This is a genomic window from Pseudomonas sp. SWRI50 (assembly GCF_014269095.1).
Lineage (GTDB): Bacteria > Pseudomonadota > Gammaproteobacteria > Pseudomonadales > Pseudomonadaceae > Aquipseudomonas > Aquipseudomonas kermanshahensis.
The window spans coordinates 111,406-134,178 of record NZ_JABWRW010000009.1 but is presented as its reverse complement, the minus strand read 5'-3'; the positions used below and the strand labels follow the sequence as shown (position 1 = coordinate 134,178).

Sequence of the window (22,773 nt, the reverse complement as noted above, 5' to 3'; positions counted from 1 at the left end):
TAATTTTATCGAATGCGGAGTTCCAACATGCCAAAAATGAAAACCAAGAGCGGTGCTGCGAAGCGTTTCCTGAAAACAGCTTCGGGCTTCAAGCACAAGCACGCTTTCAAGAGCCACATCCTGACCAAAATGTCGACCAAGCGTAAGCGTCAACTGCGTGGTAGCAGCTTGCTGCACCCGTCTGACGTCGCGAAAGTCGCGCGCATGCTGCGCGTTCGTTAATTCTGGTCAAAGATAGAGGAAGTTACTCATGGCTCGTGTAAAGCGCGGCGTTATCGCTCGTAAGCGTCACAAAAAAATTCTGAAACTGGCTAAAGGTTACTACGGTGCACGCTCGCGCGTATTCCGCGTAGCCAAGCAGGCTGTCATCAAGGCCGGTCAATACGCCTACCGTGACCGTCGCCAGAAGAAGCGTCAGTTCCGCGCACTGTGGATCGCTCGTATCAACGCCGGTGCCCGCACCAACGGTCTGTCTTACAGCCGTCTGATTGCTGGCCTGAAAAAGGCGTCGATCGAAATCGACCGTAAGGTTCTGGCCGATCTGGCAGTGAACGAAAAAGCGGCGTTTGCTGCGATTGTCGAGAAAGCTAAAGCCGTTCTGGCTTAAGTACCCGCGACAATCACCCGGCGGCGCTAGCGTCGCCGGGCATTGAACGTCATCGATAGGGGAAGAGCCTTCAAAGCTCTTCCCCTATTTTCGTATCTGGAGTCTGTACATGGAAAACCTGGATGCGCTGGTCTCGCAAGCCCTTGAGGCCGTAGAGCGCGCTGAAGACATCAATGCCCTGGAACAGATCCGGGTTCAATATCTCGGCAAGAAAGGCGAGCTGACCCAGGTGATGAAGACCCTGGGCAACCTGCCAGCCGAAGAGCGGCCAAAAGTCGGCGCGCTGATCAACGATGCCAAGGAACGCGTCACCGAGGTGCTCAACGCACGCAAGGCCGCCTATGAAGAAGCCGAGCTCAGCGCTCGCCTGGCTGCCGAATGCATTGACGTGACCCTGCCAGGCCGTGGCCAGACCACCGGTGGCCTGCACCCGATTACCCGTACACTCGAGCGCATCGAGCAGTTCTTCACCCACATCGGCTACGGCATTGCCGAAGGCCCAGAGGTCGAAGACGATTACCACAACTTCGAAGCGCTCAACATCCCCGGCCACCACCCGGCGCGGGCGATGCACGACACCTTCTATTTCAATGCCAACATGCTGCTGCGCACCCACACCTCGCCGGTGCAGGTGCGGACCATGGAGTCCAGCCAGCCGCCCATTCGCATTGTCTGCCCGGGCCGCGTCTACCGCTGCGACTCGGATATCACCCACTCGCCGATGTTCCACCAGGTCGAAGGCCTGCTGATCGATCGCGATATCAACTTCGCCGACCTCAAGGGCACCATCGAAGAATTCCTGCGCGTCTTCTTCGAAAAAGAACTGGCTGTGCGCTTCCGCCCGTCGTTCTTCCCCTTCACCGAGCCGTCCGCTGAAGTCGACATCCAGTGCGTGATGTGTTCTGGCAAAGGCTGCCGCGTCTGCAAGCAGACCGGCTGGCTCGAAGTCATGGGCTGCGGCATGGTCCACCCGAACGTGCTGCGCATGTCCGGCATCGACCCTGAAGAATTCCAGGGCTTCGCCTTCGGCATGGGCGCCGAGCGCTTGGCCATGCTGCGCTATGGCGTCAACGATTTGCGTCTGTTCTTCGACAACGACCTGCGCTTCCTCGCGCAATTCCGCTAGGTCAATGCCCGACGCAACTTTCAGGAGAACAGCATGAAATTCAGTGAACAGTGGCTGCGCGGTTGGGTAAACCCGCAAGTCTCCCGTGACGAACTGGTCGCCCGCCTGTCCATGGCCGGCCTCGAAGTCGACAGCGTGACCCCCGCTGCCGGCCAGTTCAGCGGCATCGTCGTGGGCGAAATCCTCGCCACCGAGCAACACCCGGACGCCGACAAGCTGCGCGTCTGCCAGGTCAGCAACGGCCAGGAAACCTTCCAGGTCGTCTGCGGCGCCCCCAATGCGCGCCCGCGCATCAAGATCCCGTTCGCCATGATCGGTGCCGAACTGCCAGGTGACTTCAAGATCAAGAAGGCCAAGCTGCGCGGCGTCGAGTCGTTCGGCATGCTGTGCTCGGCGGCCGAGCTGCAGATCAGCGAAGAAAACGACGGCCTGCTGGAACTGGCGGATGACGCCCCGGTTGGCGAAGACATTCGCCAGTACCTGAGCCTGGACGACGCCAGCATCGAAATCGGCCTGACCCCGAACCGCGGCGACTGCCTGTCCCTGGCCGGCCTGGCCCGCGATGTCAGCGCCCTGTACAACGTCCCGGTCACCCGCCCAGTCGTCCCGGCTGTACCGGCTGCCCACGACGAAGTGCGCCCGGTCGAAGTGACTGCCCCGGCTGCCTGCCCACGCTACCTGGGCCGCGTTATCCGCAACGTCGACCTGTCCAAGCCGACCCCGCTGTGGATGGTCGAACGCCTGCGCCGCAGTGACGTGCGCAGCATCGACGCCGCCGTCGACATCACCAACTACGTGATGCTCGAACTCGGCCAGCCGATGCACGCCTTCGACCTTGCCGAAATCAACGGCGGCATCCGCGTCCGCATGGCCGAAGAGGGCGAAAAACTCGTCCTGCTCGACGGCCAGGAAGTCGCCCTGCGTGCCGATACCCTGGTCATCGCCGACCACACCCGCGCCCTGGCCATTGCTGGCGTCATGGGTGGTGAGCACAGCGGCGTCAACACCGAAAAAACCCGCGACCTGTTCCTCGAGAGCGCTTTCTTCGAGCCGATCTCCGTTGCTGGCAAGGCCCGTTCCTACGGCCTGCACACCGATGCCTCGCACCGCTACGAGCGCGGCGTCGACTCGCAGCTGGCCCGCGAAGCCATGGAACGCGCCACCGCGCTGATCCTGGAAATCGTCGGCGGCGAAGCCGGCCCGATCGTCGAAGCCGTCAGCGAACAGCACCTGCCGAACGTCGCCCCGGTAACACTGCGCGCCGAACGCATCACCCAGATGCTTGGCATGGAGCTGGAAGCCGCCCAGGTCGAGCAACTGCTCAACGCCCTGGAGCTGACCACCACGGCGAACGGGGCAGGGCAGTGGACCGTCAACGTCCCAAGCCACCGCTTCGACATCAGCCTGGAAGTCGACCTGATCGAAGAGCTGGCCCGCCTGTACGGCTACAACAACCTGCCGGTCCGCTACCCACAGGCGCGCCTCGCGCCCCAGGGCAAGCCGGAAACCCGCGGTGACTTGCCGAACCTGCGCCGCCTGCTGGTCGCCCGCGGCTACCAGGAAGCCATCACCTACAGCTTCATCGACCCGAAGTTGTTCGAGCTGTTCACCCCTGGCGTCGAGCCGCTGCTGCTGGCCAACCCCATCTCCAGCGACATGGCCGCCATGCGCGCGTCCCTGTGGCCGGGCCTGGTCAAGGCGCTGCAGCACAACCTCAACCGCCAGCAAGACCGCGTACGCCTGTTCGAAAGCGGCCTGCGCTTCGTCGGCCAGCTCGGTAACCTCGAGCAGCAACCGATGATCGCTGGCGTCGTCACCGGCAGCCGCCTGCCAGAAGGCTGGGCCAACGGCCGCGACGGCATCGACTTCTTCGACGTCAAAGCCGACGTGGAAGCCCTGCTGGGTTACTCCGGCGCGCTGAGCGACTTCACCTTCAGCGCCGGCAAACACCCCGCCCTGCACCCAGGCCAAACCGCCCTCATCGAACGCGACGGCAAGCCCGTCGGCCACCTCGGCGCCATTCACCCCGAGCTTGCCAAAGCTCTGGGCCTGGATCGCCCGGTGTTCCTGTTCGAGCTGGTATTGGGTGAGGTGGTCGAAGGCCGCCTGCCGAAGTTCAGCGAACTGTCCAAGTTCCCAGAAACCCGTCGTGACCTGGCGTTGATTGCAGGACGTGATGTAGCTTCTAACGCGGTGCTTGAATTAATTCGTGACAATGCAGGCGAATGGCTCACAGACCTCAGGCTGTTTGATGTCTACCAAGGTAAAGGCATTGATCCTGATAGAAAAAGCCTGGCCGTCGGCTTGACCTGGCAGCATCCATCGCGCACTCTTAACGACGATGAGGTGAACGTTACCCTGCAAAATATCCTCACCTCGCTCGAACAAAGGTTGAACACCACGTTAAGGAAATAACGGCATGGGTGCTCTGACGAAAGCTGAGATGGCCGAAAGGCTGTACGAGGAGCTGGGGCTTAACAAGCGTGAGGCCAAGGAGTTGGTCGAGCTGTTTTTCGAAGAAATTCGGCACGCACTTGAAGAGAACGAGCAGGTCAAGCTGTCCGGTTTCGGCAACTTCGACCTTCGCGACAAACGCCAGCGGCCGGGCCGCAACCCCAAGACAGGGGAAGAGATCCCGATCACCGCTCGCCGCGTCGTCACCTTTCGTCCAGGGCAGAAGTTGAAGGCCCGGGTTGAGGCCTATGCTGGAACCAAGCCATAACGACGAACTGCCCCCCATACCGGGCAAACGCTACTTCACCATTGGTGAAGTCAGCGAGCTTTGCGCGGTAAAGCCGCACGTACTGCGGTATTGGGAGCAGGAGTTCCCTCAGTTGAACCCCGTGAAGCGGCGGGGGAATCGGCGGTATTACCAGCGGCAGGACGTGCTGATGATCCGCCAGATTCGAGCGCTGCTGTATGACCAGGGGTTCACCATTGGCGGGGCGCGGTTGCGGCTCTCCAGTGATGAGGTGAAGGATGAGTCAAGCCAGTACAAGCAACTGATTCGGCAGATGATTGTTGAGTTGGAGGATGTGTTGGTGGTGTTGAAGAAGTGATCCGCTCCGACGGATGGAAATTTTTTTGAGAAAAAGCTTTCATTTATCAAAAGGTTAGGGTAGATTCTTCAACGTTCTCAGCGGTATCGAGAATAGAGTCGGGGCGTAGCGCAGCCCGGTAGCGCACTTGCATGGGGTGCAAGGGGTCGAGTGTTCGAATCACTCCGTCCCGACCAAAAATCCCTAAAAAATCCAGTCACTTCGCGGTGACTGGATTTTTTTATGGGCGGCTCTGCGCAAAATGGGCGCAAAACTATCCGGCGAATTCGCCACTATCCAGCTTCTGGTAGTTCCTGGTCATACCGTCAGTCGTATGCCCCGCGATCTTCTGGCCATCTTTCTCCGCCCGCTTGTTCAGGCCGGTCGCCACCAGCACGTCAAGGTTGTTCGAGTCCTCGTAGCCCGGGCTTGTGAGGAAGTGGCTGCGGCTGATGCTGTGTCGGTCTGAGCATTCAGCGCACAAGCCAAGGGTGAGCCAGAGCAGGCCGAGCTGCTTCTCGGTGGCTTCAATCATAGCTTTCTCCATGCATGCGCCGCCCTCGCTGGGGTGGCGTTATCGTCGATAGGAAAGGTTGTCTGAACTGCCAAACGCGCTGGCTGCCCAACGGAAGGCAATCCAGAGGCTGCTACGGGAGCAACAAGGGGTTGTGGCACAGTGGCGTGTTACGGATCGCTGAGGTTTCCAGCGTGGGATGCGGCGCTTTTCGATACTCATGAAGGAGAAACAGAACATGGCGACTCTTTCGAGATTGTTACTCATCGGCGTCAGCACAATCTTCGTCAGCTCGTTTAGCCATGCTCAGGCGGGCTCGGCTGCGGCAATCGCTGCCCATTCTCAAATCATGAGCGCGTTCGAGGCGTCGGTGGCGACCCATGCGGAGCCCAACTTTTCAATCTTGAAAGCGCTGGACTTCAAGTCCCAAAGCTATCAGGAGACGGTTCAGCGTCTTGGTGTTCGATTCACGTACCCACAAGGCTTTGAAATCGATGAGCAACGTGACCTGCTGTACGTTCTGCGGTACTCCAATGGCCGGCCTGCTCGCGCCGTGATTGAGAAGTACCGGTGGAGCTCTGGTGAATTGCTCTCGACCTACATCATTCCTGAGCCTCAGGCCTCGGTGTCCGAGGGCCTTGTAGTGACCCAGGAAGAGGGGGGTGATGTAGCCTTCCTGCGATCCGATAGCGCCCTCACGCGCTATCGTTTTGTAGATGATCAATCCGGTTTCGGCACCACGCAAAAGCTTGAGGCGGTTGCAAGCAACGTTGCCCAAAGTTTCTATCACAAAGGTGGCGAGTGGTATGTCGAAAAGTTCAAGACGCCGGAAGACGCGCTTGGGCAGAGCCGCGGCCAGTACTCGGTGCTCGACAGCAGCTTCAAACACGTTCGGAACGTGAATTTTGCGCCGCAGTACTCCGGCTACCGAAACTCCGAGCAGCTCAATCTACCCAAGCACCAGGGTTTCGCGGTAACAGATAACGGCTATGCAATGACCATGGGCGGCTATTGGTCGTCGCGCATGAAGGCAACCCCGTACCACTATTTCGGCGTGAACCTGTTTGACCGGCACGGCAAGATCGTCAAGTCGGAATACATTGCCCCTGAGGCCCTGGTTTCACAGCTATCAGCGATGGGAATTCATGCTGACACCGTCGAGAACGAGGGCATTCAGGCCTTGAGCAACGGCAAATTGGTGACCTTGCAGGTGGTCCGCACGGGTAATCGGAGCGGGAAACTTCTATTCCTCACCCTGAGCCCTTGAACCCCCCCATTTTTTGGTCGTGATCTGCGGCAAGGCAATTTCGACTGAGGGCGCCGCCCTCGCCGGGGTGGCGCGATTCTGATTGGGCTAGAGTTGAGTCACGCTATCTGGGCTGTCGGTATCTGCGTATACCCTGGCAAGCACTGGATCTACGTAATGATGCCGGGAATCATAGGGTTCTTCAGCGCTTGGCCACCAGAGCTGCACGATAAGCGTTGAGGCGCTGGCCGGCCGCGCCGGAGTCAGCGCTGGCGCAACGCGGGCGAGTAGGGACGGCCAGGTGCCGGAGTCGACCACCTATGCCGAATGGAACGGGAAGCAATCGGCAGTGCGTCAGGACGAGATCCTCGGGCCGGAGCGCGGCAAGCTTCTGCGCCAAGGCAAGCTCAAAGAGTTCTACAACGACAAGGGCAGTTTTATTACTCTTGAGGATCTACGCCGGTTCGGATTAGCGGGGCGCAATAGGGCGGCCCGATGGCCCAGATCTGCAAAGCCCATGAGGCCGCTATGGCCGAGCGTGACAAGCGCGTAGATGAGCTGTCCCGGAAGGCCGCGACTACTGCTAACCAGGCTGCCGAGGCCCTGAATCGAGCACCGCCGTAGCTGCGCTACAAGTAAATGGACGCCGCTTGGTAGTGCGCAATCTCTTTTTGCAGCAATATGCAGTCCCTAATAGACATCTCAAGGAGTGAGGCGCGTGAAAGGGTTGTTTCAAGGAATCTGCATAGGGTTGTTGATCGTGATGGGTGCTGCCCATGCTGATGTTGGCCGCGAGGAAGAGCTGGATGATGCGGTCCGTCAGTTCGCAGCAAAGGTGGAGGCGGTGTGGCAGCAGTGCCTAAGTAGACCAGACGTGCACACTACGAATGATAGCGACATGTGTCTCTCCGCGATGGTGCGCACAAGTAACGAGAAAGTGGAGGTTAAGTACCAGGAAAAACTGGTTAAGGCTCAGCAAATGACTGAGAGGCCTGACATATTTTCATCTTATGAGAAAGTCCCTGCCATGCTTAAGGCTTCTCAGGTACGGTGGAAGGAATATGTCAAATCTGATTGTGATGGGATTTACGAAGAGAGCGTAGCTGGAACCGCTCGGTCTACCAATGCACTTTTGTGTGAGTACAAACACGCGCTCCAGCGACTGCGTGCACTCGACGGTTGGTAGTAATATTAGTTGGGATACAACGTGCTTCTCAGGCACGATGCAGCCGGCGAATTTTCACCTCAAGGAGTGAGGCCAGTGAGGAGTTTGATTACTGCGATCTGTGTGGGGTCGTTGCTGGTAATGGATGCGGCCCATGCTGATGTCGGCCGAGAGGAAGCACTGGATGCGGCGGTGCGCCAGTTCGCGGCGAAGCTGGAGTCCGATTGGCAGAGCTGTTTGAACGGTTCGGAAACGGTCAAAAAATGGGGCTCGGGACGTTGCGCGTATTTGATGCTGCAAACGGCTAAAGATGCGGTGACACAGAAATACCGGGAGAAGTTTGCTACTGCTCAGGATTACGCAAACAAGGACTGGCTCCCGAAAGATGTCCCGGCCATGTTGCCGAAGGCGCAAGATGCGTGGGAGCAGTATGTCAGGGAGGATTGTGGTGTAGTTGCCGCGCAAACAACAGGGACCGCTAGCACTACCTATCAACTGATATGTGAGTATAAGCATCAAATTCAGCGACTGCACGCCTTGGACGAGTGGTGAACCCTGCCAACTTCTGCGCCTTAGTGTAGATTTGGTCGAGCGCTTTTTCTCAACGCTGGGCGAGAAATGGATCAAGCGGCAAGTACACGTTAGCGTCAAAGATCTAGAAGAGCAGTTGTGTGTAGGGGCGATGCAGTCAAACGGAAGGGTGGCAACTGTGTGTGGGTTGACAGACCGAGGGTACTGAGAGTCCCGGCGCACACAAAGGTGCCCCACGCACAGCTGCCATAACTGGCATTGCACATGCACTCAGTGACCCACGGTCTGTCAAAACCGTATCGCCGATTGGCAGCGACAGGCCGAGACTATGACTCACGTTTTGCGTGCGCAACGAAAAACAGGCGTCGCGAGTATCTTTGGGAAATGCCCTACAAGAAAGGGGCTAAATCTGATTTTTCAGCGGTTAGGCGTAACTACATGTATCGCGCTCACCGCACAGGGAAACGTAACTCCATGTGAGCGCACGGATATTCAGAATTAGTTTAAAATTCGCGCCTCTACCATCTCAAAGGACTGAATTTGTGGTAAGTCAAAATGCCATCACCTGCCCACACTGTCAGGGTCAAAACGTCCAGCTTCTTTCTGTCATTCATGCCGCCGGAACCTCTCATTTCCAAGCCACTCATGAGGCGCACTCAGGATTCGGGCCGCGTGTAACGGTTGAAACAACCGGGCGCCAGCAGACTAATCTGAGCGCTAGCGTCGCACCTCCAGGCGCTAAACGTCTGCGTGGCCCGATAGTGCTTACAGTGGTGGGGGGCATCATCCTCTACGATGGGCTTAAATTGACCTGGGAAGTGGACTGGACCAGGTTCTTCATTGGTGTCACGTTCATCACCATCGGTGTGATCGGATTTGTGCGGCACTGGCGGCACAACGTTGTGCAATATGATCAGTACGAAGAGTGGCGTCGTACCTGGCTGTGCCATGCCTGCAACATGAGATTCCAACCTTCCTAACGTACACCTCAATAGTCGTTAGAGCCCGCCTAGTGCGTAATGCTGTTCACTTAAGTTATTCATCGCCCTTAGTGGGGTCGCTTTGCGGCCCATCGCGACACAAGGCACCCTATGTAGAGCTCTGTGAGCGGCTCAACAAACTGGTGCCTGGTGACTTCGCCAAGAAGACGCTGCTAGTCACCACGGGTGCAGAGGCGGTTGAAAACGCGCTGAATATCGCCCGAGCGGCGACGGGGCGGACCGGGGTCATCGCGTTTACCGGCGGTTATCACGGCCGGACCATGATGACCCTGTCGTTGACCGGCAAAGTGGTTCCTTATTCTGCCGGGCTCGGCCTGATGCCTGGGAACGTCTACAGGGCGCAGTACCCCAACGAGCTGCAGGGCGTGAGCAGCGACGACGCCATCGCCAGCGTCGAGCGCATTTTCAAGAACGATGCCGCGCCCCAGGATATCGCGGCCATCATCCTCGAGCCGGTGCAGGGTGAGGGCGGATTCCATGTAGCGCCCAAGGACTTCATGCTGCGCCTGCGCAAGCTGTGCGACGAGCACGGCATCAAGTTGATCGCCGACGAGGTCCAGACCGGCGCTGGCCGTACCGGTACCTTCTTTGCGATGGAGCAGATGGGCGTTCACGCAGACTTGACCACGTTCGCCAAATCCATCGCTGGCAGGTTCCCGCTGGCCGGCGTGACCGGGCATGCCGAACTGATGGACAGCGTCGCGCCAGGTGGCTTGGGTGGGACCTACGCAGGTAACCCGCTGTCGTGTGTCGCCGCACTCGCTGTTCTCGATGTGTTCGAGGAAGAGAAGTTGCTCGACCGTGCCAAAGCGGTGGGCGAGTTGCTGGTCGCTGGGTTGAAGGATATCCAGTCACGTCACGCCACCCTGGGGCATATTCGCCAGCTGGGTGCGATGGTTGCCGTCGAACTGTTCGAAGGCGGCGATATCCACAGCCTGCCAGCGCACTGGCCGCTCAAGTGGTCGCCAAGGCACTCGACAAGAACCTGATTCTGCTGTCGTGTGGCACCAACGCCAATGTGCTGCGAATTCTCGTGCCGCTGACGGCTTCGGACGAGCAGTCGCAGCGCGGCCTGGCGATCATCAACGACTGTTTTGAAGAGTTGGCCGGTTAAGCCTGGGCTTGAGCATCAACTAACGTGTGAGCCGGGGGCAGGGGCTGTGGATATTTGCAGTGCTCCCGCGTTCAACCTGAGCGATATGCTGCGGCCAGTCCGATGGTGGGGGTTCGCAGCAGGTAGCAAAGCGCTTGCTTAGGGCGGGTGGGATTCAGACGGCATCCCTTGGTCAGGATGGAATCTCACCGAAGCGAGCGAACCCTCATCTGCCCATTTGGGGACAGCAATCTGAAGCCCGTGGATTGCTGTCCCCTTTTTTGTTCTTCGCCGATGGTCGTGCGGAGAACAATTGGGCTTGCAGTGGCCATGCGGGCCTCTTCGCGGGTGTATCGCATCAACTGACTGGCATTGGGGCTTGTCCGCTACCACGGGGTTGGTGTTGCCCGTCGGGCAACACCTTGTCAGCGTCATGGATGGAACGGTGTTGCCTGAAGGATCTCGATGACCATCGGCCGATCACTCGGCGCATCGCTGAGCAACCGCGCGAGGTGCTGAAAGTCGACGGCACGTTCAGCAACGCAGCCAAAGCCACGCGCAATGGTGATGAAGTCAGGGGTGTAGATGTCCACGCCGATGGGCTGTATGTCTCGGCGCTCCATGTAATGCTTGATTTCCCCATAGCCGTAGTTGTTCCACAGCAGCACCACGATCCCAATCCGTGCCTCTACGGCGCTGGCGAGCTCAGGAAGGGTGAATTGCAGCCCACCGTCGCCGATCAAGCAGATTACCGGCGAGGTCGGGTCGGCAAGCCGGGCACCCATCGCTGCGGGCAAGCCGTAGCCCAGCGTGCCGAACCCGGTGGTGGAGTTGAACCAACGCCGGCTGCCTTTGGTGTTTACCAGGTGGTTGCCGGTATACACCGTCTGTGTGGAATCACCGACAAAGCGTGCCGACGGCAACACCTCGAGCACAGTGTCGAACAGCTGGCGGTAATTGCTCCAGGATTGTTGTTCAGCGTCCAGCTCGCGGCGTACCTCAGCGGTGCGCGATGCGCCGGCTCGCTCGGTGTTCAGTTGCCGATGCTCAAGCGCCCCGAGCATCCCCTCGATGGCCGCGGCTGCATCGGAACGAATGGCCAGGGTTGGGGTATGGTTACGCATCAGTTGCTCGGCATCGATATCAATGCGGATCAACTGGCCGTCAATGCAAAAGTTCTGGTCGAACACGATGTCGTGATCGGTTTCGCCCAGCTCGGTGCCGATCGCCAGCACCACGTCGGCGTCCTTGACCAGACGCCGTACCGGATCGAACGAGTGGTTGCTGCCCAGCAGCAGCGGATGGTTCGCGGCGAGCAACCCTTTGGCGTTGATGGTCAGTGCCGTTGGCGCGTCCAGCCTTTGCGCCAGTGCTTGCACCTGATCGTGCGCACCAACGCAACCTCCGCCGATCAGCAGTACCGGGCGCGCGGCGCTACTGAGCAGTGTAGCCGCATGTTCGAGCACCGCGGCACTGGCCGTGGGGCGCTCTATCACGACCCGTGGGCGCACCGTCAGGTGCTCGGCGCAGGCGGTGATGATGTCCAGCGGCAGTTCGATATGCACCGGGCGCGGGCGCTCACTGTCGAACACGGCGAACGCTCGCGCCAAAACAGCCGGCAATTCCTCGACACTGAGCAGGGTGTGGCTGAACGCCGTGACGCCTGCACTCATGCCTCTCTGATCGGGCAGCTCATGCAGGTAGCCATTGCCGTGAGCGAGGCGGGCACGTTCGTTCACACTGGAAATGACCAGCATCGGAATCGAGTCCGCGTAGGCTTGGCCCATCGCCGTGAGAATGTTGGTCATGCCGGGGCCGGTGATGATGAAACAGACGCCAGGCTTGCCCAGCACGCGGGCGTAGCCGTCTGCCATGAAGCCTGCGCCCTGCTCGTGGCGTGGCGTGATGTGGCGTATTTGCGTCGAGGGCAGTCCGCGATAAAGCTCGACTGTGTGCACGCCTGGGATGCCAAAGACGGTGTCGACTCCCCACGCTTCAAGTTGTTTGACGAGAAATTCACCACAGGTGGTCATGACGACTCCTTGAGTCCAATAAGGTTGTAGTAATGAAGGTGCATATATTCAGTGCTCATTTTGCCGCCCAGGCGATAAACCGCTGCTCGAGGTCTTCGCCGTGGCTGACCCAGAAGTCGTTGTCCAGGGCGACAGATTGCGCCAGGTTCTCAGGCGACGTGTTCAATCGGTGGGCAATCGCTGGGTTCAGCAGTTCTGGTGTGTGCACGTTGGTCGAGCCGTAGCCCAGTTGCTCGGAGAGCTGTTTCTGTTGTTCTGGGCGTAGCGAGAATGCAATGAATTGCTCGGCCGTCGACTTGTTCTTGCTGCCTTTGGGGATGGCCCAGGCATCCATGTCGTAAATGCTGCCCGACCAGACCGTCTTCACATTGGCACCCGCATTTTGTGCGGAAAACACCCGGCCGTTGAATGCACTGGTCATTGCCACGTCGCCACTCGCCAGGTACTGCATCGGCTGTGCGCCGGCTTCCCACCATTGGATGAACGGCTTGATCTGGTCGAGTTTGCGGAACGCGCGATCCACGCCTTCTTTGGTCTCGAGCAGCGGGTAGATGTCTTTTGCCTCGACCCCGTCTGCGATCAATGCGATCTCCAGGGTGTACTTGGCGCTTTTGTGCAAGCTACGCTTGCCTGGGAATTTCTCGAGGTTCCAAAGGTCTGCCCAGCCGGTGGGCGCCGCGCTCAACTTGTCGGCGTTATAGGCCAGTACCGTCGACCACACCAACAGTCCTGCCCCGCATTCCGACAACGTACCGGGCAGGAAGCTCGATTGTGGGGCATTCTGCGAATGACTGAGTTTTTCGAACAGCCCCTCTTCGCAGCCGGTGATCAACTCTGCCCCGCCAACTTGCACGACATCCCAGTTGACACTGGCGGTGTCCACCATGACTTTGATCCTGCCCAATTCGCCGTTGTACTCGCCCGCAATCACCTTGTTGCCGGAGGTCACTTCGAACGGCTTGTAGAACGCCGTCGTTTGCACTTCCTTAGCTACGCCACCAAAAGAAATGACCGTCAGTTCGCTGGCGCTTGCGTTGCGCATGAGAAGTTCAAACAGGATGGCTGGGATGATTATTGTTTTTTTCATGTTATTTCTCCCGTTTCAGGTTGGCGCTGCAAGGGGTAGGTTTCAGCGGGTTTGGGTTGCAACTACAGGCTGGCGAGCCGCAAGGCTGACCACCACGAAGCTGACCAGGCCTACGCTCAGGCCATAGTAGATAGGGCTGGCCGCCGCCAAGCCGTCTTTGATCATGAATACCAAGGCGGTCGCAAAGCCCAGGCTCATGCTGGCAATTGCCCCAGCGGTGGTCGCCCGCTTCCAGTAAATGGCGCCGACCAAGGGGATCAACATCCCGGCAACCAGCAGGTTGTAGGTCAAGGTCAGTGCGCCCAGTACATCGGTGACCACACAGGCGATGGCGAGAACCGCCAGGCCTGTCAAGGCCGTGCACCAGCGGTTCATGCTCAAGCTGGAGGCTTTACCGTTGCGCAATGTCGGGAGCAAGTCCTGGGTCAGTACCGTCGATGCGGCGAGCAGGCCCGCGCTGGCGGTCGACATCATCGCGGCCAGGGCGGCGGCAATCACCAAGCCTCGGATGCCGGGCGGGAGGGCAGTTTGGGTGATCGCTGCAAAGGTATTGTTGGGGTCGGTGAGATCAGGAATTATCACCCGCGCGCACATGCCGATCACCGCGCAGACCAGCCCGTAGATGACGCAATAGACACCGGCTGCCGAGCCTGCGTATTTGGCGACGTGCTCACTTCTGGCTGTGAATACGCGCTGCCAGATGTCCTGACCAATCAGAATGCCAAAGAAGTAAATCAGGAAGTAGCTGATGATGGTGTCATAACCCATCGCAGTGAAGCTGAACGCGCTGGCCGGAAGTTGCGCCATCAGTGCATCCCAGGCGCCGACGCGGTACAGGCAGATCGGCAGCAGGATGAACATCAAACCGACGGTCTTGATCACGAACTGCACAATGTCCGTCAGGGTCAGCGACCACATGCCGCCGATCGAGGAGTAGGCGACCACGACCCCACCGCCGCAGAGAATCGACAGCAGGAACGGCCACTCGAACAGCACTTGCAACACGGTGCCCATGGCCAGCGTGGAAATCACGCCGATCATCAGCGAATAGGCCAGCATGATCGCGGCGCTGGCCTGGCGGGCCACGGCGTTATAGCGCCGCTCGAGAACTTGGGTCACCGTGAAGATTTTAAGTTTGAGCAGGGGTTTGGCTAAAAACAGGTTCAGCGCAATGATGCCCAGGCCCAAGGTGGCGCATAACCAGACGCCGGAAATACCATAGACATAGCCCAGGCGCATGGTCCCGACGGTGCAGGCGCCGCCTAACACGGTAGAGGCCATGGTGCCCATGTAGCACCACGGCCCTAAGTTGCGACCCGCGATCAGGTATTCCTCGCTGGTCCGGGCTCTGTGCATGCCGTACCAACCGAGTGCTAACATGCTGGCTGCATAAAGCAGTACTACCACGATGTCCAGACTCATCCTGTTCTCCGAGTATTGTAATTGTATTGACTGAAATTACCTGCCAGCGGCCGTTGGTGGCGCCATCGATGGCAGAGCGACAAGAGGGGCAGGTTGTGCGAGGCGAGGGTGTGCGCCGGTCAGGCTAATAATGCTGACGGGGGCTAAAAGGGCGTCTGTAGTGCAATTGAACTGCATAAACGCTGTGGTGGCCGTGCAGCCAGGTGACGCGGTGCTGAAGGGGTGGCGTGAACGGTCCACAAGGTTCCCTCGAATGTTCTTATAGTTATTTTTCGAGAATTGTGGACAGCACGGTCACTGGGTTAAATACGGGTTTGGAAAATGATTGTTGAAGGATCCGTAAACTGACCCTGAGGGTGAGGTGACGGTCGCCCGGTCAATGACCGGCGACTCGGAACGTCTCGATGATCTGATCCCTGAACACGATCAGCGCTTCGCTGAGGTCCTGGCGATTAGGGGTAGTCAGCTGAAAGTCCACGGTGTAACCAAAGTCGGCGGGCAGTAGTTCCTTGACCTTTCCTGCGTCGAGCCACGGCTTGGCAACGTGCTCGGGTAAGAAGCTGATGTGGGCGCCGGAGAGAATGAATATCAGGTCGGCCTCAACCCGCTCGGATATTGCGTTTTGCCGCTCGGCCACAAAGCGCGCGCCGACCGATTTCATTCGGTAGGCATGGCTCACTTTATCGGCGCGGTTCAACGCTTCAGCGGTCACCGAGGCGGCGGAAAACAACGGGTGGTGCTTGCCGCAATAGAGTTTCTGCACCTCGGTGAACAAGCGCTGGTAAGTGAGCGCGGCGTGATTGATGGAGAAGTAGCCGATCGCGATGTCGAGCTTGCCGCTCAGGAGCATGGTTTCGAGCTCATCCGGCGTGCCGGTGATGATGTTGAGGGTGACGTCATGCGCGCGTGCCCGGTAGTGCCCGACGCTGTTGCCGATCAGCTCCAGGATCTGCGGCGCGAGCAGCTCGGAAAGGCCGATCCGCAACTCGCCGATGAGCGTGTCGGAGACTGCTTGTGTCTCCCGCGTGAAGGCCCCCACCGCATCCAGCAACTTGCCAGCGGACTGGTAGACCTTGGTGCCTTTGGCGGTCAGCTTGAAGCCGCTTTTGCCCCGTTCACAGAGCCGAAAGCCCAGGCGGACCTCAAGCTTTGCCATCTGGGTGCTGATTGTCGATTGGGCGACGCCCAGCTTGCCTTGGGCGGCCGCGAAGCCCCCGGAATCGACGATGGTCACGAACAGCCGCAGAAGCTGCAGGTCCATGTCCTGAATTTGGCTAAGCATCGTTTACACATCGCATATTGTTAATGTGTGCTTATCATAGTTCGTATTTTACGCTGTTTGAAAGCGCGGCAGAATCCTGGGCAAGTGCCATAGAGCGCTACCGATCTGCATTGCTTGAAGGACCTTGAGAGAGATGAGCCAGAACGACCTAGCAATTACCCGTGAGAGCCTTTACGGAACCCAGGCGGAGTCATCGTTTGCGGGGGTTTCCAGTTTCATGCGGCGACGCTACAGCCGCGATCTGAATGGCGTCGACCTGGCCATCACAGGCGTACCCTTCGACACTGCCACAACCCATCGCCCCGGCACCCGTTTTGGCCCTCGTGGCTTGCGCACCGCGTCGACCGGGATTGCCTGGGCCCGGCACTGGCCCTGGGAGTTCGACCCGTTCGACCTGTTGGCGGCGGTCGACTATGGCGACTGTCAATTCGATTCTGGCCAGCCGCAGAGCGTGCCTGGCGCCATCGAAGCGCACGCTGACAAGATCCTCGCGCACCGGTGCGGCATGCTCACCCTGGGCGGCGACCATTTCATCAGCTATCCGCTGCTCAAGGCGCACGCCAAAGTCCATGGCCCGCTGTCGCTCGTGCATTTCGACGCCCACACCGACACCTGGCCAGACCCTGAGGTCAAGCGGATTGAGCACGGAACCATGTTCTATCATGCCGCTCGGGAGCATCTGGTCAATCCCGCGCGGTCGATTCAAGTCGGCATGCGCACGACCAACGACGACACCATGGGCTTCGAGGTACTCGATGCTCGCCAGGCCAACACACTGCAGCCTGCGCAAATTGCTGAGCGCATTCTGGCCCGTGTCGGTGACAACCCGGTCTATTTATCGTTCGACATCGACTGCCTCGACCCGGCATTCGCGCCCGGCACGGGTACACCCGTCTCAGGCGGCCTCTCGACGTTTCATGCCTTGGAGATTCTTCGTGCGCTGCGCGGGATCAACATCGTCGGCATGGACATCGTAGAGGTATCTCCGCCTTACGACCATGCTGAAATAACGGCCCTTGCAGGGGCTACGATCGCCATGGAAATGGTGTGTTTGTATGCCTGGCGACACAAGCTGATGTTCAAGTAGTCCTCGCTGCTTTATCACCCAGAGAGATCAAATAATGAAAATAAAATATCTCAAATACTGGCTGGCCTCTGCGTGCCTGGCCGTCACCGCGACCCACGCCCAAGCTGTCGAGTTGCGCTTTGGTGTGGATCCGACCTATCCGCCGTTCTCCTACAAAAACAAGGAGGGTGGCCTGGAGGGGTTCGAAATTGAAATCGGCAATGCCCTGTGCGCGCAACTGAAGCGAACCTGCACCTGGGTGGTCAACGATTTCGACGGTCTAGTCCCGGGGCTCAAGGCGAGGAAGTACGACGGCATTCTGTCTTCGATGCAGCCTACCGCTGAGCGGCTCAAGCAAATTGATTTTACTGACGGTCTGTATGAAGTGCACAGCGCGCTGGTCAGTCACAAGCATCACTCGCTCACGTTGTCGGAGTCTGCGTTGCGCGGTAAGTCTGTTGGCGTAGAGCAGGGCACTGTGCAGGAGCGTTATGCGAACAAGGCCCTCGCCGCGTGGGGTGTTTCGGTCCTGAGCTATCAAAGTCAGGACCAGGTCTATGCCGATCTTATGAACGGACGGCTTGACGCCAGCCTGCAGGACTCGACGCAAGCCGAATTGGGTTTTCTGAACACGGCGCAAGGCAAGGACTATGAAGTCAGTGATGTCGTGCGTGATCCTGATATGCAGTCCAGCGTGGCGATCGGCATCAACAAAGGCAATGCGACATTGAAAACCGAGCTCGATGCCGCCATACACGCGGTTCGCGCCAGTGGTGAATACGAACGCTTGCAGAACAAGTATTTCTCCGCGCCCACCGTGACCTCGTCGATGAACTAGGAGGCCTCATGGAGTGGTTCAGCGAGCATGTAAGTGGGTTATTTGACCTGTCCGGTTATGGCCTGCTGATTCTACACGGGGTACAGGTTACGTTGGCGTTGGCGGTGCTCTCGTTGGCATTGTGTTGTCTGCTAGGGGGGCTCGGCGCGTTAGCGAAGCTGTCAGACGTGGCTTTCCTGCGCTGGCTGGGCAGCGCTTATACGACCCTGGTCCGCTGTGTGCCCGACCTGCTGTTGATGCTGATAGTGTTCTACGGGCTGCAGACGGTTGTGGCGAACCTCGGCGATGCGCTGGGCATCGGATACATTAACCTGGACCCGTTCATGACTGGCGTGGTTACGCTGGGGTTCATCTACGGTGCTTATTTCGCTGAAACCTTCCGCGGCGCGATCATAGCTATTCCGCCGGGGCAGGTCGAGGCGGCAAAAGCCTATGGATTGTCGTCTACCAAAGTGTTCACCCTGGTGATCTTTGCGCAGATGATGCGCCATGCGATTCCAGGGCTTGGCAATAATTGGCTGGTGTTGTTGAAGGCCACCGCACTGGTATCGATCATCGGTCTTTCCGATCTGGTGGAGGCCGCGCAAAGCGCTGGGAAGGCCACATTCAGGATGTTCTTTTTCTTGATCCTATGCGGGCTTGTCTATCTGCTTATCACGGCGCTGAGTGGCTGGTTGCTCAACTGGCTGGAAAAGCGTTACTCCGTAGCATTCGTCAGGAGCGCGGTATGATTGAGTTGTTTCAGGCGTACTGGCAACCGTTGCTGTACACGGACGGCGTGAAACTCACCGGGTTGGCGATGACTTTATGGCTGCTGGTCGCCTCATTGTTGATCGGTGCGCTACTTGCTTTGCCGTTAGCGGTGGCGCGCACAGCGGGTGGGCGCTGGATGCGCACAGCAGTGCGCAGCTTCACCTACGTGTTTTGTGGGACGCCACTGTATATCCAGCTGTTGATTTGTTATAGCGGCCTGTACGGCCTTGACGTCATAAAGTCAAGTGAAGTGCTTAGAGTGTTTTTCAAGAATGGGCTTAACTGCGCCATTCTGGCGTTCGCCCTTAATAGCGCAGCGTATACCACCGAAATACTGGCCGGCGCGATGCGCACGTTACCGCCCGGTGAAATAGAGGCCGCGCGTGCCTACGGTTTGCCCGCGTGGAAAGTCCAGTGTTTCGTGATTGTGCCCGCGGCCCTGCGAAGGGCGTTACCTTATTATTCGAATGAAGTCATATTGCTGTTGCATGCGACCTCGATCGCGTTCGCTGCCACCGTGCCGGAACTGATGAAGGTAACGCGCGATATCAATGGTCAAACGTACATGACATTCCAGGTATTCGCTGTGGCGGCATTGCTGTATGCCGTAGTTTCGCTGGTCATCGTCTGGATGTTTCGGCGTGCTGAAATAAAATGGCTGCGTTTTCTTCACCCCGTCGTTGATAATAAATAAAAGAGAGTCCCCATGGCGACATTAAGTGCAGTTGATATTTCCAAAAATTATGGCCCGCATCACGTGTTGAACGGGGTGTCGCTGAGTGCCTCTTCGGGAGATGTGATCACGCTAGTCGGCTCGAGCGGTTCGGGTAAGAGTACTTTCTTGCGTTGCCTTAATCTGCTGGAGCTGCCGACGGCGGGACGACTGCTTTGGAATGGTGATGCGGTTGCCCTGGCGCGGAAAGCCGACGGTTTGCTTCATCCGACGTCCGCCAAGGAGTTGCAGCGTTTCCGTTCGAAACTGGCAATGGTGTTCCAGAGCTTCAATCTGTGGTCACACTTGAATGTTCTAGATAACGTGACGCTCATCCCGCGGAAGAATCTCGGTGTGAGTCGAGATGAAGCACTGGTGCGAGCCAGGAACTATCTAGAAAAGGTGCATATCGATCCTGATAAGTTTGGGCACTGTTACCCCATCCAACTGTCGGGCGGCATGCAACAAAGAGTCGCGATTGCTCGTGCGTTGGCAGTCGAGCCCGAGATCATTTTCCTCGATGAGCCGACATCTGCACTTGACCCTGAACTTGTCGGTGAAGTGCTGGGCGTAATCAAAGGGCTCGCTCAAGAGGGGCGGACGATGGTCATGGTGACGCACGAAATGAAATTTGCTCGGGAGGTTTCTACGGAAGTCGTATTTCTTCACAAGGGTGTCATTGAAGAACGGAACAACCCCGAAGCGTTTTTCTCCCATCCCCAAAGCGAAAGGCTTAAGGCATTCTTGGGCCGTAGCAGCGACGAAGTTTCAGTTTTGCGCACCGCTTGAAATCCGTGTGCACCTGAAATTCCCAGGTGCCCCTCAGGTCGGCGAGCGATGAGATAAACGGGCAGCTTCACGCCCGAAAATCACATCGATTTCGTCACGAAAAGCTTGAATCAAGGGCTCTCGTGATCTTCCGTTTTTGATTATTAGCGAGAACTCAGCCGTGTAGCCAAAGTGTTCCGGAAATAATCTCAGCAGTCGGCCTTCATCCTCCCAACGGCGCGCCAAATGATCTGGTAGATATCCGATATAGTTGCCAGAGAGTATAAGAATTAGCTCGGCTTCCATGCTATCTATCGTAGCTGAGTATCGAGTGAAACCATGTCGCATGCCCTCGGCATTCGACCAGTATCCGCGCTTTATCAGGGCGTGTTCAGTAACTTTTTCTATGGACACGTCTTTTGGATTATACAGCGGGTGGCGATCGCTGCAGAAAAGCCAGTGCTGCTCTATATAGAGTGGCGAGTACCTCAAGCCGCTCATTTTTGTGGGCAATGAGCCGATGGCAAGGTCGACTTTACCCTCCAGAACTTCTTTCTGTAATTCGAATGGGCTCAAGATTTTCAATGTGACATGGATCTTGTCGCTTTTGCGGCTGAAATCGCCCAGTAGATCGGAAATGTTCACCTGAGTATCGGAAAGCATCGAGTCCAGAATGCCCACTGTAATGGTGCCGCGGAGCTCTCCCTTGAGCTCTGCGACATATCGCTCGAACGAATCGGTTTGTTCGATGAGCCTCTTGGCCTCTTCGAAAACGAGCTGGCCTTTGCTGGTAAGGCTGAATCCGGCACGGCCACGGTTGCACAGCTGCATACCCAACTGCGATTCGAGCTGATTCATGTATGTGCTGATTGCTGACGTAGACATATTCAGCTCTTGCTGAGCAGCTGAAAAGCCTTGATTGTTGACGACGCTGAGGAAAATTCTCAGCAGTCGCACATTGTAAAGCGACTCTTTCATTTGTTATTCCTTGTAATGGCAGAATTTTAACATGAGTCGGTGGGAAAGTCGTGTCTATGAGGTTTCTCAAGTCGAGAAAGCGCCATTTTCTGAGAGGCATGGTGGGGGCGTCTTGTGACGCGGTACCCTGAGGCCGCCGGCGCATCAGACGCTGCAAAGGATAGTTTAAGATTTCTTGAACATTCGAATCGAAATTGTAGATTTTAAATGTGCGGCGATTGCGTTTGAATGATCACGGACTGGGTACTGAACTCTGGCTTTAACAAGCTCCCGCTTCGTCACGGTGATGGCTAAAATCCCGTGATTGACCCACAGGTCGCCAAGCGACACTCCGACTTAGAAAGCAGTGATTGAAGAAATTGAGGAGCAACCATGTCTGATCACAGACTAAAAACAAATCTAATCGATGGTCAAGAATATGATCCACAAAAGCGCCCTCGCTTCAACGAGATTGCCTCTTTCATGCGCGCTCCGGTAGCCACCTCGCTGTCAGATATTGATATCGGTTTGATTGGCGTGCCGTTTGATGGTGGTACATCCTTCCGGCCAGGCGCGCGGCTGGGGCCGCGAGGGGTGCGCCAGCAATCCTGCCTGATGCGTACGAAAAGTCATTACTCCGACATCGCGCCTTTTGAAGTCTGCAAGATTCGGGATATGGGCGACGTGTTCATCGACCGAATGTACAATATCGAAGATGCACACGCTTGTATCGAGCGCTACTATCGTGAAGTATGTGCCCATAACATCATGCCACTCACCGTTGGTGGTGATCACTCTATCACTTATCCGATCTTTAAGGCGTTGGCTAAGGACGGCCCTATCGGTATGGTCCATTTTGATGCCCATACCGATACCTGGGATAGCTTATACGGCTCCAAATTCTTCCACGGCGCACCATTCCGTCGCGCGGTTGAAGATGGCCTATTAGATCCTCTGCGTACCATTCAAATTGGCATTCGTGGATCGGAGCACTCCGGCACCCCTAACTTCAGCCTCGAATCGGGTATGCGAGTGATCTTCATCGACGAGTTCGATGAACTGGGCGTGGAAGGCGTCCTAAAGGAAATTAAACGTGTAGTCGGCGACGGTAAAACCTACATTTCGTTCGACGTCGACGGTCTCGATCCTGCATTCGCACCAGGCACTGGCACCCCGGAAGCTGGGGGAATTTCCATGCGCGAGGCGCTTCGCCTGATTCGTGGCATGCGCGGCCTCAATCTCATTGGCGGGGATGTCGTCGAAGTGGCACCAGATTTGGATCCATCGGGCCTGACCACTTTGAACGCAGCGACGTTGATGTTCGACATGTTGTGCGTATTGGCCGACGCCCGTGCTAAGCACCCGCTGAACGGACAAACTACGAATCACCAGCGGTGATTCACGGTGGCACTGAATAGCTAGGCGTTGCCGGTGTCCCGTTAGGACGTGACGCCGGCTTCCCCAGTAGCTATTCATCCGCGACAATCAGAAGTGGTTGAGCAGCTGCCCTGATTGTCGATTCAACAGCGGTTCC

At 57.6% G+C, this 22,773-nt stretch carries 21 protein-coding genes, 1 tRNA gene and 1 pseudogene; 17 read left to right on the top strand and 6 right to left on the bottom strand.

The features are described 5' to 3' along the window. Positions 1–27 precede the first annotated feature (27 nt). The 7 genes from rpmI (at position 28) to HU750_RS12390 (ending at position 4,968) form a co-directional block, all read left to right on the top strand. A complete protein-coding gene (rpmI, locus tag HU750_RS12420) occupies positions 28–222 on the top strand; it encodes a 50S ribosomal protein L35 (protein WP_008100408.1) in 195 nt (64 codons plus the stop codon). Positions 223–250: 28 nt separating this feature from the next. Next, positions 251–607: a 50S ribosomal protein L20 gene (gene rplT / locus HU750_RS12415; protein WP_003250671.1), complete on the top strand. Its 357-nt coding sequence runs from the start codon at positions 251–253 to the stop codon at positions 605–607. A 109-nt stretch (positions 608–716) separates the two neighbouring features. Next, a complete protein-coding gene (pheS, locus tag HU750_RS12410; RefSeq protein WP_027596148.1) occupies positions 717–1,733 on the top strand; it encodes a phenylalanine--tRNA ligase subunit alpha in 1,017 nt (338 codons plus the stop codon). A 33-nt stretch (positions 1,734–1,766) separates the two neighbouring features. Next, a complete protein-coding gene (gene pheT, locus HU750_RS12405; protein WP_186679960.1) occupies positions 1,767–4,148 on the top strand; it encodes a phenylalanine--tRNA ligase subunit beta in 2,382 nt (793 codons plus the stop codon). A 4-nt stretch (positions 4,149–4,152) separates the two neighbouring features. Continuing rightward, on the top strand, positions 4,153–4,455 hold the full coding sequence (gene ihfA, locus HU750_RS12400) for an integration host factor subunit alpha (protein ID WP_003250679.1): 303 nt from the start codon (positions 4,153–4,155) through the stop codon (positions 4,453–4,455). Continuing rightward, the gene (locus tag HU750_RS12395) at positions 4,436–4,792 is read left to right on the top strand and encodes a MerR family transcriptional regulator (RefSeq protein WP_008100384.1); all 357 of its coding nucleotides are present in this window, start codon (positions 4,436–4,438) and stop codon (positions 4,790–4,792) included. Before ihfA ends, HU750_RS12395 begins: the two co-directional genes overlap by 20 nt. A gap of 99 nt (positions 4,793–4,891) precedes the next feature. Then, positions 4,892–4,968 (top strand) — tRNA-Pro (locus HU750_RS12390). A 77-nt stretch (positions 4,969–5,045) separates the two neighbouring features. On the opposite strand, the gene HU750_RS12385 is transcribed toward HU750_RS12390, so the two are convergent. Then, the gene (locus HU750_RS12385) at positions 5,046–5,306 is read right to left on the bottom strand and encodes a hypothetical protein (RefSeq protein ID WP_186680082.1); all 261 of its coding nucleotides are present in this window, start codon (positions 5,304–5,306) and stop codon (positions 5,046–5,048) included. Between the two features lie 217 nt (positions 5,307–5,523). Between HU750_RS12385 and HU750_RS12380 the strand changes: the two genes are divergently transcribed. The 4 genes and pseudogenes from HU750_RS12380 to HU750_RS12365 form a co-directional block, all read left to right on the top strand. Further along, complete coding sequence (locus tag HU750_RS12380) at positions 5,524–6,552, top strand: hypothetical protein (RefSeq protein ID WP_186679947.1); 1,029 nt, start codon at positions 5,524–5,526, stop codon at positions 6,550–6,552. 697 nt (positions 6,553–7,249) lie between these two features. Continuing rightward, positions 7,250–7,717: a lysozyme inhibitor LprI family protein gene (locus HU750_RS12375; protein ID WP_186679944.1), complete on the top strand. Its 468-nt coding sequence runs from the start codon at positions 7,250–7,252 to the stop codon at positions 7,715–7,717. A 75-nt stretch (positions 7,718–7,792) separates the two neighbouring features. Further along, positions 7,793–8,248 carry a lysozyme inhibitor LprI family protein gene (locus tag HU750_RS12370; RefSeq protein ID WP_186679941.1) on the top strand — a complete coding sequence of 152 codons (456 nt, stop codon included), beginning with the start codon at positions 7,793–7,795 and terminating at the stop codon, positions 8,246–8,248. Between the two features lie 1,066 nt (positions 8,249–9,314). After that, positions 9,315–10,342 (top strand): annotated as a pseudogene (locus tag HU750_RS12365) (aminotransferase class III-fold pyridoxal phosphate-dependent enzyme); the annotation flags it as partial. Positions 10,343–10,752: 410 nt separating this feature from the next. Here HU750_RS12365 and HU750_RS12360 read toward each other — a convergent pair. From HU750_RS12360 to HU750_RS12345, 4 genes are all read right to left on the bottom strand, one after another. Further along, complete coding sequence (locus HU750_RS12360; RefSeq protein WP_186679938.1) at positions 10,753–12,354, bottom strand: 5-guanidino-2-oxopentanoate decarboxylase; 1,602 nt, start codon at positions 12,352–12,354, stop codon at positions 10,753–10,755. A 55-nt stretch (positions 12,355–12,409) separates the two neighbouring features. Further along, positions 12,410–13,441 (bottom strand): ABC transporter substrate-binding protein, encoded by a 1,032-nt coding sequence (locus HU750_RS12355; RefSeq protein WP_186679935.1) that lies wholly within the window; start codon positions 13,439–13,441, stop codon positions 12,410–12,412. A 42-nt stretch (positions 13,442–13,483) separates the two neighbouring features. After that, positions 13,484–14,863 (bottom strand): sodium:solute symporter family protein, encoded by a 1,380-nt coding sequence (locus tag HU750_RS12350; RefSeq protein WP_186679932.1) that lies wholly within the window; start codon positions 14,861–14,863, stop codon positions 13,484–13,486. 376 nt (positions 14,864–15,239) lie between these two features. Next, positions 15,240–16,124 (bottom strand): LysR family transcriptional regulator, encoded by an 885-nt coding sequence (locus HU750_RS12345; protein WP_225935629.1) that lies wholly within the window; start codon positions 16,122–16,124, stop codon positions 15,240–15,242. Positions 16,125–16,278: 154 nt separating this feature from the next. On the opposite strand from HU750_RS12345, the gene speB (HU750_RS12340) reads away from it, so the two are divergent. From speB (HU750_RS12340) to HU750_RS12320, 5 genes are read left to right on the top strand one after another with little or no spacing between them, the layout of a single operon-like run. Next, positions 16,279–17,232, top strand: a complete 954-nt coding sequence (speB, locus tag HU750_RS12340) for an agmatinase (RefSeq protein WP_186679926.1) — start codon at positions 16,279–16,281, stop codon at positions 17,230–17,232. A 34-nt stretch (positions 17,233–17,266) separates the two neighbouring features. Further along, entirely contained in the window at positions 17,267–18,049 is a 783-nt protein-coding gene (locus HU750_RS12335) for a transporter substrate-binding domain-containing protein (protein WP_186679923.1), read from the top strand. Between the two features lie 8 nt (positions 18,050–18,057). Further along, positions 18,058–18,780 carry an ABC transporter permease gene (locus tag HU750_RS12330; RefSeq protein WP_186679920.1) on the top strand — a complete coding sequence of 241 codons (723 nt, stop codon included), beginning with the start codon at positions 18,058–18,060 and terminating at the stop codon, positions 18,778–18,780. Then, positions 18,777–19,496, top strand: a complete 720-nt coding sequence (gene hisM / locus HU750_RS12325) for a histidine ABC transporter permease HisM (RefSeq protein ID WP_186679915.1) — start codon at positions 18,777–18,779, stop codon at positions 19,494–19,496. The genes HU750_RS12330 and hisM overlap by 4 nt, the downstream gene beginning before the upstream one ends. A 12-nt stretch (positions 19,497–19,508) precedes the next feature. Continuing rightward, positions 19,509–20,303: an ATP-binding cassette domain-containing protein gene (locus tag HU750_RS12320; RefSeq protein ID WP_186679912.1), complete on the top strand. Its 795-nt coding sequence runs from the start codon at positions 19,509–19,511 to the stop codon at positions 20,301–20,303. Between the two features lie 33 nt (positions 20,304–20,336). Here HU750_RS12320 and HU750_RS12315 read toward each other — a convergent pair whose 3' ends face one another. Beyond that, positions 20,337–21,260 carry a LysR family transcriptional regulator gene (locus HU750_RS12315; protein ID WP_186679906.1) on the bottom strand — a complete coding sequence of 308 codons (924 nt, stop codon included), beginning with the start codon at positions 21,258–21,260 and terminating at the stop codon, positions 20,337–20,339. A 372-nt stretch (positions 21,261–21,632) separates the two neighbouring features. On the opposite strand from HU750_RS12315, the gene speB (HU750_RS12310) reads away from it, so the two are divergent. After that, complete coding sequence (gene speB, locus HU750_RS12310) at positions 21,633–22,637, top strand: agmatinase (RefSeq protein WP_186679902.1); 1,005 nt, start codon at positions 21,633–21,635, stop codon at positions 22,635–22,637. The last annotated feature ends 136 nt before the right edge of the window (positions 22,638–22,773 follow it).

Excerpts from the sequence above, each read along its gene's own strand:
- HU750_RS12395 (WP_008100384.1), top strand. The coding sequence starts at position 4,436 with ATGCTGGAACCAAGCCATAACGACGAACTGCCCCCCATACCGGGCAAA.
- HU750_RS12330 (WP_186679920.1), top strand. The coding sequence starts at position 18,058 with ATGGAGTGGTTCAGCGAGCATGTAAGTGGGTTATTTGACCTGTCCGGT.
- ihfA (WP_003250679.1), top strand. The coding sequence starts at position 4,153 with ATGGGTGCTCTGACGAAAGCTGAGATGGCCGAAAGGCTGTACGAGGAG.
- HU750_RS12355 (WP_186679935.1), bottom strand. The coding sequence starts at position 13,441 with ATGAAAAAAACAATAATCATCCCAGCCATCCTGTTTGAACTTCTCATG.
- HU750_RS12345 (WP_225935629.1), bottom strand. The coding sequence starts at position 16,124 with ATGGACCTGCAGCTTCTGCGGCTGTTCGTGACCATCGTCGATTCCGGG.
- HU750_RS12380 (WP_186679947.1), top strand. The coding sequence starts at position 5,524 with ATGGCGACTCTTTCGAGATTGTTACTCATCGGCGTCAGCACAATCTTC.
- HU750_RS12320 (WP_186679912.1), top strand. The coding sequence starts at position 19,509 with ATGGCGACATTAAGTGCAGTTGATATTTCCAAAAATTATGGCCCGCAT.
- rpmI (WP_008100408.1), top strand. The coding sequence starts at position 28 with ATGCCAAAAATGAAAACCAAGAGCGGTGCTGCGAAGCGTTTCCTGAAA.
- HU750_RS12350 (WP_186679932.1), bottom strand. The coding sequence starts at position 14,863 with ATGAGTCTGGACATCGTGGTAGTACTGCTTTATGCAGCCAGCATGTTA.
- HU750_RS12315 (WP_186679906.1), bottom strand. The coding sequence starts at position 21,260 with ATGAAAGAGTCGCTTTACAATGTGCGACTGCTGAGAATTTTCCTCAGC.
- HU750_RS12360 (WP_186679938.1), bottom strand. The coding sequence starts at position 12,354 with ATGACCACCTGTGGTGAATTTCTCGTCAAACAACTTGAAGCGTGGGGA.
- HU750_RS12385 (WP_186680082.1), bottom strand. The coding sequence starts at position 5,306 with ATGATTGAAGCCACCGAGAAGCAGCTCGGCCTGCTCTGGCTCACCCTT.
- hisM (WP_186679915.1), top strand. The coding sequence starts at position 18,777 with ATGATTGAGTTGTTTCAGGCGTACTGGCAACCGTTGCTGTACACGGAC.
- speB (WP_186679902.1), top strand. The coding sequence starts at position 21,633 with ATGTCTGATCACAGACTAAAAACAAATCTAATCGATGGTCAAGAATAT.
- pheT (WP_186679960.1), top strand. The coding sequence starts at position 1,767 with ATGAAATTCAGTGAACAGTGGCTGCGCGGTTGGGTAAACCCGCAAGTC.
- rplT (WP_003250671.1), top strand. The coding sequence starts at position 251 with ATGGCTCGTGTAAAGCGCGGCGTTATCGCTCGTAAGCGTCACAAAAAA.
- pheS (WP_027596148.1), top strand. The coding sequence starts at position 717 with ATGGAAAACCTGGATGCGCTGGTCTCGCAAGCCCTTGAGGCCGTAGAG.
- speB (WP_186679926.1), top strand. The coding sequence starts at position 16,279 with ATGAGCCAGAACGACCTAGCAATTACCCGTGAGAGCCTTTACGGAACC.
- HU750_RS12335 (WP_186679923.1), top strand. The coding sequence starts at position 17,267 with ATGAAAATAAAATATCTCAAATACTGGCTGGCCTCTGCGTGCCTGGCC.